The sequence below is a fragment of the Carboxylicivirga taeanensis genome, assembly GCF_051851475.1.
Classification (GTDB): domain Bacteria; phylum Bacteroidota; class Bacteroidia; order Bacteroidales; family Marinilabiliaceae; genus Carboxylicivirga; species Carboxylicivirga taeanensis.
This window is the reverse complement of sequence record NZ_JBPUSJ010000009.1, coordinates 171,663-187,155: the sequence shown is the minus strand read 5'-3', so window position 1 is coordinate 187,155 and position 15,493 is coordinate 171,663. Positions and strand designations below refer to the sequence as shown.

Annotated in this window: 13 protein-coding genes; 7 read left to right on the top strand and 6 right to left on the bottom strand. The window is 44.0% G+C overall.

Going from position 1 to position 15,493, the window contains the following annotated elements:
- Window positions 1-248: 248 nt before the first annotated feature.
- The 3 genes from ACSX1H_RS14065 to dinB are packed head-to-tail and all read right to left on the bottom strand — an operon-like array spanning window position 249 to window position 5,001.
- On the bottom strand, window positions 249-662 hold the full coding sequence (locus tag ACSX1H_RS14065) for a hypothetical protein (protein WP_439184830.1): 414 nt from the start codon (window positions 660-662) through the stop codon (window positions 249-251).
- A 47-nt stretch (window positions 663-709) separates the two neighbouring features.
- Complete coding sequence (locus ACSX1H_RS14060; protein ID WP_439184829.1) at window positions 710-3,691, bottom strand: DNA polymerase III subunit alpha; 2,982 nt, start codon at window positions 3,689-3,691, stop codon at window positions 710-712.
- A 23-nt stretch (window positions 3,692-3,714) separates the two neighbouring features.
- On the bottom strand, window positions 3,715-5,001 hold the full coding sequence (dinB, locus tag ACSX1H_RS14055) for a DNA polymerase IV (RefSeq protein ID WP_439184828.1): 1,287 nt from the start codon (window positions 4,999-5,001) through the stop codon (window positions 3,715-3,717).
- A gap of 142 nt (window positions 5,002-5,143) precedes the next feature.
- Here dinB and ACSX1H_RS14050 point away from each other — a divergent pair, with 142 nt between their 5' ends.
- The 3 genes from ACSX1H_RS14050 to ACSX1H_RS14040 all read left to right on the top strand — a co-directional run bounded on the left by ACSX1H_RS14050 (window position 5,144) and on the right by ACSX1H_RS14040 (window position 7,432).
- Window positions 5,144-5,854, top strand: a complete 711-nt coding sequence (locus tag ACSX1H_RS14050; protein WP_439184827.1) for an XRE family transcriptional regulator — start codon at window positions 5,144-5,146, stop codon at window positions 5,852-5,854.
- A 105-nt stretch (window positions 5,855-5,959) separates the two neighbouring features.
- A complete protein-coding gene (locus tag ACSX1H_RS14045) occupies window positions 5,960-6,427 on the top strand; it encodes a hypothetical protein (protein ID WP_439184826.1) in 468 nt (155 codons plus the stop codon).
- Window positions 6,428-6,508: 81 nt separating this feature from the next.
- Window positions 6,509-7,432 carry a DUF6263 family protein gene (locus tag ACSX1H_RS14040; RefSeq protein ID WP_439184825.1) on the top strand — a complete coding sequence of 308 codons (924 nt, stop codon included), beginning with the start codon at window positions 6,509-6,511 and terminating at the stop codon, window positions 7,430-7,432.
- Between the two features lie 56 nt (window positions 7,433-7,488).
- Here the strand turns inward: ACSX1H_RS14040 and sfsA are convergent, their stop codons facing one another.
- A complete protein-coding gene (gene sfsA / locus ACSX1H_RS14035; protein ID WP_439184823.1) occupies window positions 7,489-8,187 on the bottom strand; it encodes a DNA/RNA nuclease SfsA in 699 nt (232 codons plus the stop codon).
- Between the two features lie 78 nt (window positions 8,188-8,265).
- Between sfsA and ACSX1H_RS14030 the strand changes: the two genes are divergently transcribed.
- Window positions 8,266-8,529, top strand: a complete 264-nt coding sequence (locus ACSX1H_RS14030; protein WP_439184821.1) for a YkgJ family cysteine cluster protein — start codon at window positions 8,266-8,268, stop codon at window positions 8,527-8,529.
- A 22-nt stretch (window positions 8,530-8,551) separates the two neighbouring features.
- Here ACSX1H_RS14030 and ACSX1H_RS14025 read toward each other — a convergent pair whose 3' ends face one another.
- Window positions 8,552-9,382, bottom strand: a complete 831-nt coding sequence (locus ACSX1H_RS14025; protein ID WP_439184820.1) for a nitroreductase family protein — start codon at window positions 9,380-9,382, stop codon at window positions 8,552-8,554.
- Between the two features lie 209 nt (window positions 9,383-9,591).
- Here ACSX1H_RS14025 and ACSX1H_RS14020 point away from each other — a divergent pair, with 209 nt between their 5' ends.
- Complete coding sequence (locus ACSX1H_RS14020) at window positions 9,592-10,317, top strand: lysophospholipid acyltransferase family protein (protein ID WP_439184819.1); 726 nt, start codon at window positions 9,592-9,594, stop codon at window positions 10,315-10,317.
- Between the two features lie 30 nt (window positions 10,318-10,347).
- Entirely contained in the window at window positions 10,348-12,303 is a 1,956-nt protein-coding gene (locus tag ACSX1H_RS14015) for an OmpA family protein (protein ID WP_439184817.1), read from the top strand.
- Between the two features lie 29 nt (window positions 12,304-12,332).
- Here the strand turns inward: ACSX1H_RS14015 and ACSX1H_RS14010 are convergent, their stop codons facing one another.
- A complete protein-coding gene (locus ACSX1H_RS14010) occupies window positions 12,333-12,740 on the bottom strand; it encodes a response regulator (RefSeq protein WP_439184816.1) in 408 nt (135 codons plus the stop codon).
- 214 nt (window positions 12,741-12,954) lie between these two features.
- Between ACSX1H_RS14010 and ACSX1H_RS14005 the strand changes: the two genes are divergently transcribed.
- Window positions 12,955-15,492: a serine hydrolase domain-containing protein gene (locus ACSX1H_RS14005; RefSeq protein ID WP_439184814.1), complete on the top strand. Its 2,538-nt coding sequence runs from the start codon at window positions 12,955-12,957 to the stop codon at window positions 15,490-15,492.
- Window position 15,493: the final 1 nt, after the last annotated feature.

Genomic DNA, 15,493 nt, shown 5'->3' with positions numbered 1-15,493 from the left:
CACTTTTTGAAAAGCATCAAGACATTTTTTGAGAAGTATCAAGACACTTTTTGGCGAACTTCTAATAGTCCGATTCTTGCTTCCAGTATAACCAATGAGCGTTTAAAACGAGCTGGATATATTTTTCTTTCCGATTATTATAAGCAGGTACGAGTGTGATTGATGAACCGCCTTGGTACGGATCCGTATGCCGGGTGGTGTGTGAGGTGTACCAGTGAGATTTATTTTCTCACTGGCCATCTACCCGATTACGCGTCAGGCGTGTTCTCCTCGGATAAAATGGGCGAGGTTCTGGACTGACATATATGAATTATTTCAGGGGAATTGACATTGCTGATTTTATTATGAAAGCGCGCAGTAACGGACTGAGTTCTCATTGTATTGGACTGACTCCGCAACGTAATGGCTCCATCCCGCAATGGATTGTTCCATCCTCTCAGTCGATTGTACCGTTTGCGCAATCCATTGTGCTGACCGCGCAATGCATCGTACCCACTGCGCAATCCATTTTCCCAGCTGCGCAATGGATCTTCCCGCTTGCGCAGCCCAATGTAACAGCTGCGCAATGATATGTAATCCCCTTTGGCGAAAGGGGAAACCAGTATGAGGAAGCTAATGTGAGCTGCTTTTGGGGATTGATAACCATCACACCGGCTTCGCATTTTTCGGATATTGCTACGGCTCGATGCGATGCTGGTTGAGCGACTGGCTAAGCAGGTAACATCGCTCTGTTTTCCGTTTTCTTTAACCTCGTATTTTCCTCTAAGCTTTTATTATTCAATCGATATAGTTGATTTACTTCGACACTAATAAACCCATATTCTTCCACTACTTTTCCTCGTATAAGATAACAGCCCGGGCCGCGAAACGGATAGCGTTTAAACGAATCGGCAAAGTGAACGGTGTCGAGCCAGTAGCCATCGATGTCCAGAAAAGTGCCAAACGACATGCTTTCGCCACTGCTGGTACGTGTGGGTTTGCGGGTGATTAAATAGCCCACGATTGCTACAGTTTGATTGATGCAGTGTGCTAAATCGGCTGCTTTAAGCAGGCTGGGAATTTGTTTCTCCAAAAGAGCAAAGGGCGATGTTAGCGGGAACCCCAGTAGCTCCAGCTCGTCAAAGGCATCTTCCAGCTCATGCTCCCATAAAACCGGCAGTTCAAACTCTTTGGTTCTTGTCTGGAAAAGAGTGGGCTCTGGTTTGGTTACTTTGGCGTGGCCTAAGAGGTAATGAGCCTCCCAAAGCAGTTCTTTCTTTGTTTTTCCGGTAAAACGGAAGGCATCAATACGAATCAGTATCAATAGCTGCTCCAGTGAAACAGGCACGCGGGTAACGAAATCACTCAAGTCGTGAAATTGGCCAAACAGGCCACGCTCGTTAAGCAGCATCTCTACCGACTTTTTTTCCAGTCCAAAAAGCATGAAGAAGCCTAAAAACAGGTGCTTGCCTTGCATGGTGCAGGGCCAGTCGCTGCGGTTGACACAGGGCGCTTCAATAATGGCACCATGCATGCGCGCTTCGTGCAGGTAGAGCTCGGCCCGGTAAAAACCACCGCCATTATTGAGGGTGGCCACCATGTATTCGCGGGGGAAATAGGCTTTGAGAAACAGGGCCTGGTAGCTTTCTACGGCGTAGCTGGCCGAGTGTCCTTTGGCAAAGGCGTAGTTGGCGAAACTTTCGATCTGTCGCCAGATATCGGAGATGGTTTGTTCGGCGTAGCCTTTGTTACGGCAGTTGCTAAAGAATTTATCACGCACTTTCCAGAATTCGTTACGCTGCCTGAACTTCCACGACATGCCGCGGCGCAGTACATCGGCTTCGTCCAGCGATAAGCCGGCAAAGTAGTGAGCCACTTTAATCACGTCCTCCTGATACACCATTACCCCATAGGTTTCTTCCAGCAGCTTATACAGTTCGGGCAGGTCGTTCCGAGCTTGTTCGCGTCGTTGCTCATCCTGAAAGCGCAGGATGTATTCGCGCATCATACCGCTTTTGGCAACTCCCGGACGAATGATGGAGCTGGCGGCCACCAGTCGCAGGTAGTCATCGGCTTTGAGTTTGGTGAGCAGCATGCGCATGGCTGGCGATTCCACATAGAAACAGCCAATGGCTTTTCCCACTTTCAGTAGTTCCTTAATCTGCTCATCGTGCTTAAGGCGCTCGATGTTATCAATATCAATCTCAGTGCCTGTATTTTCACGGATGATGTTCAGCGCATCTTTAATTTTGCTGAGTCCTCTTTGGCTCAGTATGTCAAACTTATGGAGGCCTACATCTTCGGCAATATACATGTCGAACTGAGTGGACGGAAACCCTTTGGGCAGCAGCTCGGTGGATGAGTAGCTGCTCATTGGCTCTTCGGAGATGATGATGCCACTGGAGTGAATGCTGCAGTGGCTGGGAAAACCATCGATGAACTGGCTGTATTTGATAACCCATTGGCCGTATTTGGTACTGGTTGCCACCGACGGGTTTTGCTGCAGGGCCACGATTTCGTCATCGGGCAAGCCAAACACTTTGGCTATCTCCCGGATGGCTGATTTGTATTTGAAGGTCACGTAGCTGCCCAATAATGCCACATGGTCGTAGCCATAAGTTTCGAATATGTAGCGGGTTACATCATCGCGGTCGGTCCACGAAAAGTCAATGTCAAAATCGGGTGGCGATTGGCGGAAAGGGTTGATGAAACGTTCGAAATACAAATCCAGATCGATGGGATCTACGTTGGTGATGCGCAGCAGATAAGCCAGTAAGCTGTTGGCGCCACTGCCCCGGCCAATGTAGTAATAGCCTTGGCGGCGGGCGTAGTCAATAATATCGAGTGTCACCAGAAAGTAGGCGCAAAATCCCAGGTCGCGTATCACTTCCAGCTCTTTGTGCATGCGCTTGATAACCGTCTCGTTTGGGTGCGGGAAACGATAGGCAAGTCCTTCTTCACAGCGCTGTTTCAGCAGTTCAAAGTCAGCTTGTTTATTGCGGGTGAAAACCTGCTTGTTTTTGTTGGTACCAAAGCTAAAATCGATGCTGCACGAGTTCAGCAAGAGGTTGGTGTTTTCAATGAGCTGCGGATAGGCCGCAAAGCGATTCATCAACTCCTCATAAGGCAGGATGGTATCCGTTTCGGAGGCTTGTTCACACTGCGGAAGTTTGCTCAGCAGGGTGTTGTTATCAATGGCCCGCAGCAGGCGATGTGCATTGTAGTCGTGCTTGTTGCGAAAGGTGCAGGTGTGTTTGATGACCAGTTTATCCAAACGGTTTTTCCACGGAGAAAAAGGCAGCTGTTTTAACTCCTCCGGCGAGATGCCAATGTATTCATTGTCGCGCAGTTCATCATTGGCATAGGTGAACGGGTAGATAACATAGGCATTATCAAAAGATGGCGCATGCGAATCAAAATTGACTTTCTCGTGCAGGTGAGGGGTGAGGTATTCGTTAATTTCCCGGAAACCGGCATTGTTTTTGGCCAGCACCACGTATTGCTGTTGAGTGCCATTGCGAAAATCAACGCCCACCACTGGCCGGATGTTATGCTGGGCGGCCAGGCGCACAAAATCGATGCTGGCAGCCGTGTTGTTAATATCGGTGAGTGCAAAAGTGGTGTATCCATGATGAATCAGCACCTTAATCAAATCCTCGGTGGAGATGGTGCCGTATTTAAAACTGTAGTATGAATGGCAGTTGGTAAGCATGTGTTGAGTTATATAGTCAGTAGTTAATGCATGATGTCCGAATAAGTGCCGGGATCCGGTTGCGGACTTTGGATTCCGGCCTCCGGACTTAAAATAGTGGGCTTCGGACTAATGATTGCTCCGTCCATTTGTCCGTTAAAAGGATTCATCTGTTTTACATGACGCGCTCGCATGCCCTGAGCCCGCTTTACTGCTTCTTCGCCATAGCGTCCGCGCAGCTTGTCCATGGCCTGATAGAGCTTAATCATCTTAAACGAGTCCTCAAACAGTCGTATCTGGTAACTGCCGCCAACCAGGTTGCTGAATCGTACGCCAATCAGTCGAACCAGCACTCTTCGGTCATATACTTTCTCAAACAGGTCTTTAACTGTTTCAATAAGCGTATGATCCAGTGAGGTGTAAGGGATGTGTTTTTGTTTGGTATGCGTCTGAAAATCGGAGTAGCGCACTTTTACCGATACGCATGAGGTGAGCTTATTGCTGTTGCGCAGTTGAAAGGCCAGGCTTTCGGCCATGCCTACCAATATGCTTTTAAGGGTATACACATCAGTCGTGTCCTGTTCAAAAGTGCGCTCGGTAGAGATGGATTTGCGTTCGCTCCAGGCCACTACCGGTGAATTGTCAATGCCCTGTGCTTTTTTCCAGATAGCAATGCCGTTTTTGCCCAGTACCCGTTCCATAAGTTCAACGGGCATTTCCTGCACGGTGCGCACACGTTCAATGCCCATGCGGCGGAGCAGGTGATAGGTTTTGTTACCCACCATGGGTATTTTTTTGATAGATAGTGGAGCTAAAAAAGGCTTTTCGTAACCGGTTTCTATTTGAATGTGGTTATTGGGTTTGGCCTCACCGGTACCTACTTTAGCTACCGTTTTGCTGGTTGACAGGCCAAACGAGATGGGAAGCTTTGTTTTATGAATGATTTCTTCTCTTAACTCTTTGGCCCACAAATAGGTGGTTTTAATGTAGCGATCCATACCGGTGACATCAATATAAAACTCATCAATGGATGATTTTTCGAAAAGGGGAGAGCGCTCCCTGATGATATCGGTAATGATATTAGAGTATTCGCTGTAGGCCTGGCTATTTCCCCTGATAACTTTGGCATGCGGGCACAGTTGTCGGGCCATGCGCATGGGCATAGCTGAATGTACCCCGTACACCCGCGCCTCGTAGCTACAGGCGGCTACCACGCCCCGGTCCGAAGTGCCGCCAATCAGCACCGGAACGCCTATCAACTCTTTATTGATCAGTCGCTCACACGATACGAAAAACGTGTCTAAATCCAGATGCAAAATTGATTTGTTCATTAATTGTCGATTATTTCGTCATTTTCCTGATTATAATATAGTCATCTTTCGTATATTTGTAAATCATTTCGACGCTCAAAATGCGCGGAGTGGCGGCAAACGCTTGATACTCACAATTAAAAATTTTCAACACCGATAGACTATGTATTTTGCAGATAATATTAAGTTTCTTCGTAAACGAAAGGGTCTGTCACAAAGTGACTTAGCTTCAGTTTTGGACTTAACACGCACTACTTTGGCCGGTTATGAAAAGAGTGTGCAGCCACCATTTAAAACGCTTATCCGCTTTGCCGAGTATTTTAATGTCTCTATTGATGCATTGATACGCTACAAGCTTGAGGTTCTGTCGGAATTTCAGCTGTCGCAGATTGAGAGTGGTTTTGATATTGATGTTACCGGGCAAAAGTTACGATTGCTAACGGTTTCGGTAAATAGCGAGGGCGATGAAAACATAGAGCTGGTACCCGTAAAAGCCCAGGCAGGTTACGCTTCTGATTATGGTGATACGGCATTTATAGCCTCGCTGCCTCGGTTTTCCCTGCCTTTTTTACCCAAGGATAAGACCTACCGCACCTTTCAGGTTCAGGGCGATTCCATGTTGCCCATTCCCGAAGGCGCCTGGGTAACCGGTTCGTATGTTCAAAACTGGCAGATGATTAAAGATGGGACGCCTTGCATTGTGGTTACGCGCGACGAAGGCATTGTTTTTAAGGTGGTTTACAACCAGATACAAAGCAAGCAGTCGCTGTTATTAGTGTCTACTAATCGCTTGTATAAACCTTATGAAATGGGGGTGAAGCAGGTGGTTGAGATCTGGCAGTTTGAGACCTACAATGGGTTTGAGATAGAGTGATAATGGGGTGTTATGACCTTATCTAATAGCCTGTACCTGCCAGTTTGCTGCTGCTTTAAATAAGTTGATTATCTTTACTCAAAACCTTAAAATAGACATTGAATTATGAGAATTTATTTATTCATCCTGATTGCAGGATTGTGCTTTAGTTGCTGTGATGACAAAAAAACTTCAACGGGTTTCCCGGAGCAATACGTTGGCACCTGGCAGCTAATTTCTTCTAATTACCATAGTAAAGATTCGGTAACATCGAACATGGTGAAGGGACAGGAGATGATCAAAATAATTACGCCTACTCATTTTGCATTTTTTCTGCATGATGTGCAGCAAGGAAAAGATAGCAGCACTGTGGCCTACATGTCGGGCGGTGGTACTGTAGGGTATAGTGATGGCGCGTATATTGAAAACCTTGATTTTTGTACCGCTCGCACCTGGGAGGGCCACACGTTTAAATTTGACCTGGAGCTTAAGGGTGATACGCTTATTCAGCAAGGTGTTGAGGAGTTGGAGGAGCTCGGTTTGGGCGAAGAGAACTTGTTGCTGATTGAGAAATACATTAGAGTAAAGCAGTAGGCTGATGAAGATGTTTTTCGTGGAAATTCCTGAATTAATTTTCTTAGCTTCGTAGGAACTATAAAAAATAAACCTAATATTATGAAGAAACAGAATCTGTTTTTGTTGTTGGTTGCAGCGGTGATGATTTCATTAAATGCATCGGCACAAACCTCCTTACGCTATAACCTGAAGGTTGGGGAAACCTATATGCTGAAGCAAAATACGACCCAGGCCATTGCGCAAAACGTTTCGGGCATTAGCCAAAATATTAAAACAACCATGGGGGGTGATATCGCGATAAAGATTACCGGCAAGAGCGATAAAATCTACTCGTCAGAATTAGTGTTTGAGTCAATGATGTTTAAAGTGGAGATGCCGATGATGAACATGAGCTACGACTCAAAGGATGCCACAGCCGATCCCAATAATCCATTGAATAAAACTTTTAACCTGATTGTAGGGCATAAGTTTGAAATGCAGTTCGACGAGCGAGGCACGGTTAATGGCATTAAAGGTTTTGAGGCTTTGCTGGAGAAAGTGACTACTGCTTTTGGCGATAATCCACAAAGTGCAGAGATGATGAAGCAGCAACTGGCCGGTCAGTTTTCAGATGAGAGCATGAAAAATATGATGAGTAATATATTGATTGTTTTCCCGGAAGAGAAAGTGACAGCTGGCTCAAAATGGACAACCAATACCATGTTGAGCAAACCATTGCCTGTTAACAATACTTTTAATTATAATGTAGAAGCTGTGGATGGCAGCGTGGTTAAATTATCAGGTTCAGGCACAACAGTTTCTAAAGAAGGGGAAACGGTTGAACAAAATGGGATGATACAGCATTTTGATTTAAAGGGGGACGTTGTTTTTGCCGCTAGTATTAATGCCCAAACGGGCTGGCCAACTGAGATAAAAATGACCCAGAATATGGATGGGAATGTAGCCATTGAGTCGGCCCAGCTGCCTGCACCAATGGAAGTGCCGATGAATATTAAAGCTGAATCTACATTTACAAGTATGTAAATCATCAGGTGACAGACCTTATTAAAGAGCTGCCAATATTGATGTGGCAGCTCTTTTTATATATCCAAATCAACGGGCAGCTCTTTATCAATCACAATCTCAGAAGGGCTTACCTTTACTTGCAGGGGAATTATTTCCACACCAGCTTTATGCGCTTGCATAAGAGTTTGTGCATAGGCCAGATCAATATCATGAGCAGGTGCAAAAATATCGACGTCGCTGCGCTGAATAATATAGATCATAACGGCCCGAATCCCTTCCTGCTTAAGCCGCATTAGTTCTTCAAGGTGCTTTTTGCCACGGGTGGTTACCGCATCCGGGAAACGTGCAAATTGCCCATCTTTCATCGTTACGTTTTTAACCTCGATAAAACAGGTTTCGTGTTCGTTTTGTGCCATAATATCAATGCGGCTGTCTCCTGTTTTTACTTCACGCTGCACATGTGTGTAGCCTGCTAATTGTTTTAAGGCTCCACTTTTAACTGCTTCAAAGGCAATCAGGTTGGGGTGCGAGGTATTAATGCCCACCCATTGACCATTTATTTTTATCATTTCCCAGGTATAACGGGTTTTCCGTTTGGGATCGGTGGCCGGCGAGAGATAGACTTCGGCGCCCTCTTCAATGCAGGTTTTCATTGAGCCGCTATTGGTGCAGTGCGCTACTACAATGGAGCCATCATCCAGTCTGATGTCACTTAAGAAGCGTTTATAGCGTTTGATTAATGTGCCGTGTATTAAAGGTGTTTCAAAAATCATATCTCCACGTTTTCCTGGCATAAAAGTAGAGAATAAAAAATGAATGGTCTATTTTTGCAGCCTTTAAACTGTTAGTGTATGGAATGTAGAGAGAAATGCGGAGCCTGTTGTATTGTGCCCAGTATATCGTCCATCTTGCCTAAGATGCCTGGTGGCAAACCGGGAGGTGTTCCATGTCCTCACCTGACGTCAGATTTTCGCTGTGACATATTTCATTCGCTCGAGCGACCTAAAGTATGTGCAGGTTTTAAGCCCGAAAAGGCTTTTTGCGGGAGCTGCCGTAGCGAAGCGATTGAAATTCTTGCTCAACTGCAGGGTCTGAGTGAATGGAAACACCTGTAAAATGACTGTGATCGGATGCGGACTAAGTAATGGTATTGATTATTGGAGTGGGACGATCTACTTTATTTTCAAACCTGTTTTTGGGGTAGCCTATCAGTAGCGCCGAATAAATAGTATGCGTATCAGGAATATTCACCGTGTTCTTTAGGCTTTTATTTCTTTTGGCCGCATTAACAATGTAACCATTGATGCAGGTGCACAAATCAATAAGCTCTGCATACAAAATGGCCATGCCGGTCCAGATGTTCGCATCGTGACAAGGCATTCCGGTAGGTGTTGTTTCGCTGTGAACAAGTATTAAGGCCGGGGCGTTGTAGCAAATCATCTGCTTATTCAGTTCTTTTTTATTCATGAACTTTTGCTTGGCCTGCTCCATTTTTGATAATTTATTGTTGCCTAAAAAGAGCTTAAGTAATGGTTTTGTAAACGCATTAATCCCACCAAAAGCTTTGCTGAGAGTAGTAATGGTGAGCTTGTTGATGAGTAGAAGCTTGTCGGGATTGGTAACGACAGTAAATTGCAAACTTTGCTGGTTGCTGGCTGTCGGGCTAAAGCGCAAATTTTCAATAAACTCGGCAATTATTTCCGGTGCTATTTTTCGATTACTGAAATTTCGATGTGAGCGCCGTTGCTGCATCAATTGTTCAAACTCATAAGGCTGAATAGTGTTTTGTGTGGTATGGCCAAGCAGGTATTCATTATGGATAGCCTTTGTTTTACATATAGCCCCACAATGGTGGCATTCAATGCATTCATCATTAATGGTTTTACTATCAATGTTGATGCCTGAAACTGGGCATATTTTTTCGCATTTCAAGCAGTTGCAGCAGTTGTCAGTCAGTATCGTTGTCATCTGTTCATGTCTTGTTGAGAAGCGCAAATATAGCGATTGAGCGCGATTTTATTAATTAGAATTTGTTTGTGCCAACAGGATGAATCATTACTTTTGTGCTACGCTATATGGGGTCTCAGAGATGAGCTGTTTAGCTATTGTTGCGTTGATAGGTATAAGATTATTAAGTTTTATAGTCTCGTGCTGATTAAATAGAGAATAGTTATAACATGAAGAAGTTTACTTACTGGCTGTATCAACCTTATAAATTTTTTATTTTTATACCTCTTTTTGTTGCTGGCAGCCTGTTGTTTTCGTTTTTGGCTGCAAGTTTCTCCATTCTTGTCAACCCAAAGGTAGGAAGCTTTTGGGGAGCTACCTGGGCCCGTTTCACAGGTTGTATCACACCAATGCTTGTCACGGTTAAAGGGCGTTGTAACATCGACAAAAAACAGTCGTACGTTATTGTAGCCAACCACCAGAGTGCTTACGATATTTTTCTGCTTTATGGGTGGCTGGGCGTTGATTTTAAATGGGTCATGAAAAAGGAGTTGCGTAAGGCGCCGGGTATTGGTTACGCCAGTCACAAGGTAGGGCATATCTTTTTGGATCGTTCTTCGCCACGGGCGGCGGTTGAATCAATTAAGGAGGCAAAGGGGAAGCTGGTAAATGGTATTTCGGTTGTGGTTTTTCCCGAAGGGACACGCAGCTGGTCCAGTCAGATGGGACAGTTCAAAAAGGGTGCTTTCAAGCTTGCCTTTGAACTGGACTTACCAATTTTGCCCATCACCATTGTTGATACGTATAAGATCTACAATAAGGGTGTTAACCTCCTGCCTGGAACGGTACAAATGATTATTCATGAACCAATCCAAATACAAGATTATCAAGAGCGACAAAACGAATTGATTGATTTAACGTACAAAACCATTCAGTCAGGCTTGGCGACCAATTAAAACAAGAGTAGTTCAAAAAGTATTTGCAGTATGAAGTCTATTTTCATAATTATTCTCGCATTATGCTGCAATTACGCAGTGGCACAAAATTATAGTGTTAAATCCAAAAGAGCTATTGCAAACTTTGAGGAGGCGCGCTCGAAGTATTCCAATGATCAACCCGAAGAGGCACTAATGCACCTGGAGGCAGCTCTTAAAAAGGACAATGAGTTTATAGAAGCCTATCTACTCAAAGCCGACATCTGTTTTTCGCAACAAAGGTATCAGGAGGAAGTTTTGGCTTTGGAGCAGGCTCTGGCAATTGATACGACCTTTTTTGTGCCCGCTTTGTTCAATATGGGAGTGGCAAAATACCATACTGGTAAATATGATGAGGTAGCCTTCTGGATGGAGACCTTTAAACGTCATAATCGGGGTAAGCGATCTAAGTTGAACCCCGACTTCTGGATTGAAAAAGCACAGTTTGCCCAGGAAGCAGTGGTGAATCCAGTTTTTATTGAACCCTATAATTTAGGGCAAAGCATCAATAGCGAACTGGATGAGTATTGGCCCAGCTTAAGTGCCGATGGCGAAACAATGGTGTTTACTGTCCTTGTGCCTAAAGATCCGCTGGTAACGAACCCTCATGATCTGGCTAAAAATGCCATTAATTTCAGGGAAGATTTTTATGTATCCTACAAGAAAAATGAAAAGTGGCAGGAGCGCGAGCCTCTTATCTCTTTAAATACAAATAGTAACGAAGGGGCACAAACTTTAAGTGCCGATGGAAACTGGATGTTTTTTACTGCTTGCGGCCGTGATGGTGGCAAAGGGAGTTGTGATATTTGGTTTTCTAAACGCCAGGAACGCGGCTGGAGCCAGCCTGTTAACCTGGGTGCTCCTGTAAATACACCTTTTTGGGAGTCGCAGCCTAGTTTCTCCTCCGATGGTCGCACATTGTATTTTGTTAGTAACCGCCCCGGTGGGAAAGGGAAAAAAGATATCTGGAAAGCTCAAATAATTGGTTACAAAAAGGATGGAACGCCTTACTTTGGAAAAGTTGAAAATCTGGGTGGTAATGTAAACTCAAGTGGGGATGAGAATTCGCCTTTTATTCATCACGATAACCAAACACTTTATTTTTCGAGTGATGGCTGGCCCGGCATGGGCGCCATGGATTTGTTTTATTCAAAACAGGTAAACAGGAATGCCTGGAGTAAGCCGGTGAACCTTGGTTATCCGCTTAACACAGAGAACGAGGAGATTGGCCTGGTAATTAATGCCAAGGGCGATCTGGGTTATTTTGCTTCCGATGGGTTTGCCGACGGCAGCGGGAAGGATATTTATCAGTTTACCATCCCTCAGAGCATACGCCCCAATCCGGTGACCTATATCAAAGGGAAGGTGTTCGATAGTGCAACAAAACAAAGGCTCACTGCCGATATCCGAATCAATAAAATGCCCGATGGTGAGTTGTCTGTAAATACTTCTACAGCACCCTATTCCGGTGAGTTCTTATTTTGCTTGCCAGCGGGCGATCGCTATGCCTTAAATATTCAGAAAGAGGGTTACTTATTCTACTCCGATAATTTCGATGTGGCGGCTAATGGAACCATCGAAAAACCACAGGTTTTAAACGTGTATTTAAATAAAATTGAGAAAGGAGCTAGTTTCGTACTGCGAAATGTGTTTTTTGAAAGCGATTCCTATCAATTGAAAAATGAATCGCATACGGAGCTGAATTATGTTTTAAATCTATTGCGCTTAAATCCAACAGTGAAAGTGGAGATTGGTGGCCATACAGATGATACGGGCTCGCGAGCTTATAACCTGGAGTTGTCTGAACAGAGAGCCAAAGCGGTTTTTGACTTTCTGGTTAAAAAAGGGGCTGCTGCTGAACAACTAAACTACAAAGGCTACGGGGTTGATCAACCAATTGAGAGTAATGCCACAGAAGAAGGGAAATCAAAGAACAGACGAACAGAACTTAAGGTGATCGAAAAGTAATCAATAAAAAAACTGCCCGGAGGCAGTTTTTATTGGTTTAAATATTTTGAAAGCGTATCCATAAGAATTTGCAAGCGGATTGGCTTAGCTAAATAGTCATCGCACCCGGCTTCCATGCACTTCTCTCTTTCACCAGACATAACGTGTGCCGTTTGAGCAATAACAGGTATTTCCTTGTTTATTGCCTTAATTTCACGAGTGGCAGTGTAGCCATCCATAATTGGCAGTTGTAAATCCATTAAAACCAAATCAATTACATTGGCCTTAAATAGCTCAATGGCCTCCTTTCCGTCTTTGGCCCACAGAATCTTAGCATTCGTTTTACGCAAAGCGGCATCAAAAAAAATCTTATTTGTGTCAACATCTTCAACAACTAAAATCACTTTATCTGCCCAATTCTGAACCAACGAACTGTTAATCGTATCACTTACACTCATTTTATTATAGATGGGTTAATATGCTTTTTCGTTTCCTAAATTAGCTGATGTTTATATATTATCCAAAAAAGCCTGTTAAAAACCTATGTGGTTTGTCTGATAGCTTCAGTGAGTGTGTTGTGCGCTGTTTTTGGCTAAGATTTGTTTAAATTGCTATGGGATGCCAAATCAAAAGAGCTATTTTCGTTTACTTATTTTTTTTTGAAGCATTAGTATGATTAGAGTTGTTTTGGGGATATGGCTTTTGCTTAGTAATACTTTATCGTTAATGGCGAGTGAGCGAATTGATTCGTTAGTGCATCAGCTGTCACTAGCCGAAAAAATAGAGTTTCTGTTTGTTGATCGGCCAGATAGTGATAAGCCGGATAGCCTTGTTTTGGCCAGACACTATAAGATATTTGACACACGAAAAGGAATGAGCGATTCGCTTGTGTTTCCTTATCCTAATGAATGGACTATTCGGGCTGCTGCCGATGAGGGGTTAGCCAATAAGCTGTTTGAACAGTCCTGCAAAGACTTTTCCATACGTGGATATGATGGCATTGTTGTTCCCTCTTTGGACACAAAGGTTGGTTGCCTGTATGCCAGAACTGGTAAAGGCATGACTTCAGAGCACTATTTCCGTTTGATTGATTTTCCTTACCGCCTGTTCGATGAAGCTCTTAAAATAGGAGTGAGTGGACTTAAGTCGCCTATCGGGAAGGAGGTTATTAATGCTAAAGAACTCGGTTTTCCTACTTTGGGCATTTGGTCAAAAGCTGTTTGGTTTGATATGTCTCCAAACGAATTGATGCACCATAATTTGTTATTTTGGGATGAAGAAGGAACAAATTATCGTGAGGTGATCAGAACCGCCGTGAATGCCGGGTATCTCTCCGAAGAATTACTCAATGACAAAGTGAAGCAACTCATGGCTTTAATGGGTGCTAATGAGCCGTGTTCGGAGGTACCTTTAGTAAAAGGTAATGCAGCTGCCCTGCGCAAAAAAGCTTTTGAGGCTTCTGTTTCTGGGTATCAAAAACGAATGTTATTTCCTCTAACCCGTTTAGATACTCTTAATATTTCATTGCTGCAGGCCACAACTACTAATAGTGATAGGTTTGTTGACCGGGCGAGGTTTTATTTGCCTGCCCAAAGCATTTGTCAACAAGGCGGTCATATACAGTTCATTCTAAGCGATGATGAAGAGCAACTTGAAAACTGTTTGCAGCAGCTGCCAGCAGATTCGTCTGAGGTGAGTCAATACAAGGTGGTGATTTTTGTTGGTCGGTTAAATAAAGCGCTGCTCACCAAAATGGCCACAGAGGTAGATGCCTTTTTTCTGATGCCAGAACACATGCAGTATTCGTGGGAAATGATGGCGCAAGCCGTGTTCAATGGAATTGCAGTAGAAGGAAAGGCGAACCAGCATGATGAGTTTATTCGAAACAATTTCGAGCGATTGAACTTGTCGCGGAGTCGATTGGGCTTTAGTGTGAATGCGAGTGTTGTTCTTTCGCCTGACTCAGTAGCTAAAATCGACAGTATTGTTTACGATGCTATTCGCAGGCAGGCCACACCTGGTGCTCAATTGCTGGTGGCTAAAGACGGCGAGGTGCTGTTGCAGAAGTCATACGGGTACCACACCTATAAGAAATATTTGCCAGTTAAGGATAGTGACTTGTATGATGTTGCATCGGTTACCAAACTGGCTGTTACTTTTCCTCTGGTAATGCAATTATATGACCAGGGAACACTTAATTTAGATGCTGCTTTGAAGGAGTATATTCCCGATATTGATACAACTGATAAGGCGAACATCACAGTAAAAGAGTTGCTCGTCCATCAAAGTGGTTTAGTAAGCTATATCCCTTTTCATACCAATGCTTTGGATAGGGAATCGCTTCGTAAGCGCCCGCTCTATAGTCGTCATTATTCGCGTATTTATAATTTAAGAGTGGATACCCGGCTCTATCAGAATAAGCAGGCCCGTTTCAGGAAAGAGATTTTTTCAAATGAGGTGAGCGAAGTCTTTAACAGGCAATTGACAGGTAATATGTTCATGAATCAGGCTTATGTAGACTCTATGTACGCAGCTATCTATTCATCGACTTTAAATAAAAAGAAAGAATACAGGTATAGTGATTTGGGATACTATCTCTTGCAAAAAATTTTCGAAAGGGAAGAAGGCGAAAGCCTTGATTCGTTATATTATCGCCGGGTTGCCTCTCCATTAGGGGCTGATAAGCTTTTATATAAACCACTTAAACGATATACTGCAGATGCGCTTGTACCAACCGAAAATGATATGGCTTTCCGGAAAACCTTATTGGATGGCTATGTGCATGATCAGGGAGCTGCTATGCTAGGTGGTGTGGCTGCCCACGCCGGACTTTTTGCAAATGCAGGCGATTTGGCAAAGCTCTCTCAAATGTTGCTTAACGAAGGCCAGTACGGCGGTGTACGGTTTTTTAAGCAGGAAACACTGGGTTTTTTCACGCAAACAGTAAACCATGGTAATCGGCGAGGTTTAGGTGTTGACAAACCCGAATTAAGCCCATCGGAAAACAGCCATGTATCCAGGTTAGCCTCGCCCTCTTCCTATGGGCACACCGGGTTTACTGGTACTATCGTTTGGATTGATCCTGAGCATGAATTGATATATATCTTCTTATCGAACCGTATTCATCCACACGCCTATAACAAAAAATTGATAGAGATGAACGTACGAACTAAGATCCAGGATGTCATTTATAACTCAATGGAATATTAGG

Excerpts from the sequence above, each read along its gene's own strand:
- ACSX1H_RS14065 (WP_439184830.1), bottom strand. The coding sequence starts at position 662 with ATGCGAAGCCGGTGTGATGGTTATCAATCCCCAAAAGCAGCTCACATT.
- ACSX1H_RS14060 (WP_439184829.1), bottom strand. The coding sequence starts at position 3,691 with ATGCTTACCAACTGCCATTCATACTACAGTTTTAAATACGGCACCATC.
- dinB (WP_439184828.1), bottom strand. The coding sequence starts at position 5,001 with ATGAACAAATCAATTTTGCATCTGGATTTAGACACGTTTTTCGTATCG.
- ACSX1H_RS14050 (WP_439184827.1), top strand. The coding sequence starts at position 5,144 with ATGTATTTTGCAGATAATATTAAGTTTCTTCGTAAACGAAAGGGTCTG.
- ACSX1H_RS14045 (WP_439184826.1), top strand. The coding sequence starts at position 5,960 with ATGAGAATTTATTTATTCATCCTGATTGCAGGATTGTGCTTTAGTTGC.
- ACSX1H_RS14040 (WP_439184825.1), top strand. The coding sequence starts at position 6,509 with ATGAAGAAACAGAATCTGTTTTTGTTGTTGGTTGCAGCGGTGATGATT.
- sfsA (WP_439184823.1), bottom strand. The coding sequence starts at position 8,187 with ATGATTTTTGAAACACCTTTAATACACGGCACATTAATCAAACGCTAT.
- ACSX1H_RS14030 (WP_439184821.1), top strand. The coding sequence starts at position 8,266 with ATGGAATGTAGAGAGAAATGCGGAGCCTGTTGTATTGTGCCCAGTATA.
- ACSX1H_RS14025 (WP_439184820.1), bottom strand. The coding sequence starts at position 9,382 with ATGACAACGATACTGACTGACAACTGCTGCAACTGCTTGAAATGCGAA.
- ACSX1H_RS14020 (WP_439184819.1), top strand. The coding sequence starts at position 9,592 with ATGAAGAAGTTTACTTACTGGCTGTATCAACCTTATAAATTTTTTATT.
- ACSX1H_RS14015 (WP_439184817.1), top strand. The coding sequence starts at position 10,348 with ATGAAGTCTATTTTCATAATTATTCTCGCATTATGCTGCAATTACGCA.
- ACSX1H_RS14010 (WP_439184816.1), bottom strand. The coding sequence starts at position 12,740 with ATGAGTGTAAGTGATACGATTAACAGTTCGTTGGTTCAGAATTGGGCA.
- ACSX1H_RS14005 (WP_439184814.1), top strand. The coding sequence starts at position 12,955 with ATGATTAGAGTTGTTTTGGGGATATGGCTTTTGCTTAGTAATACTTTA.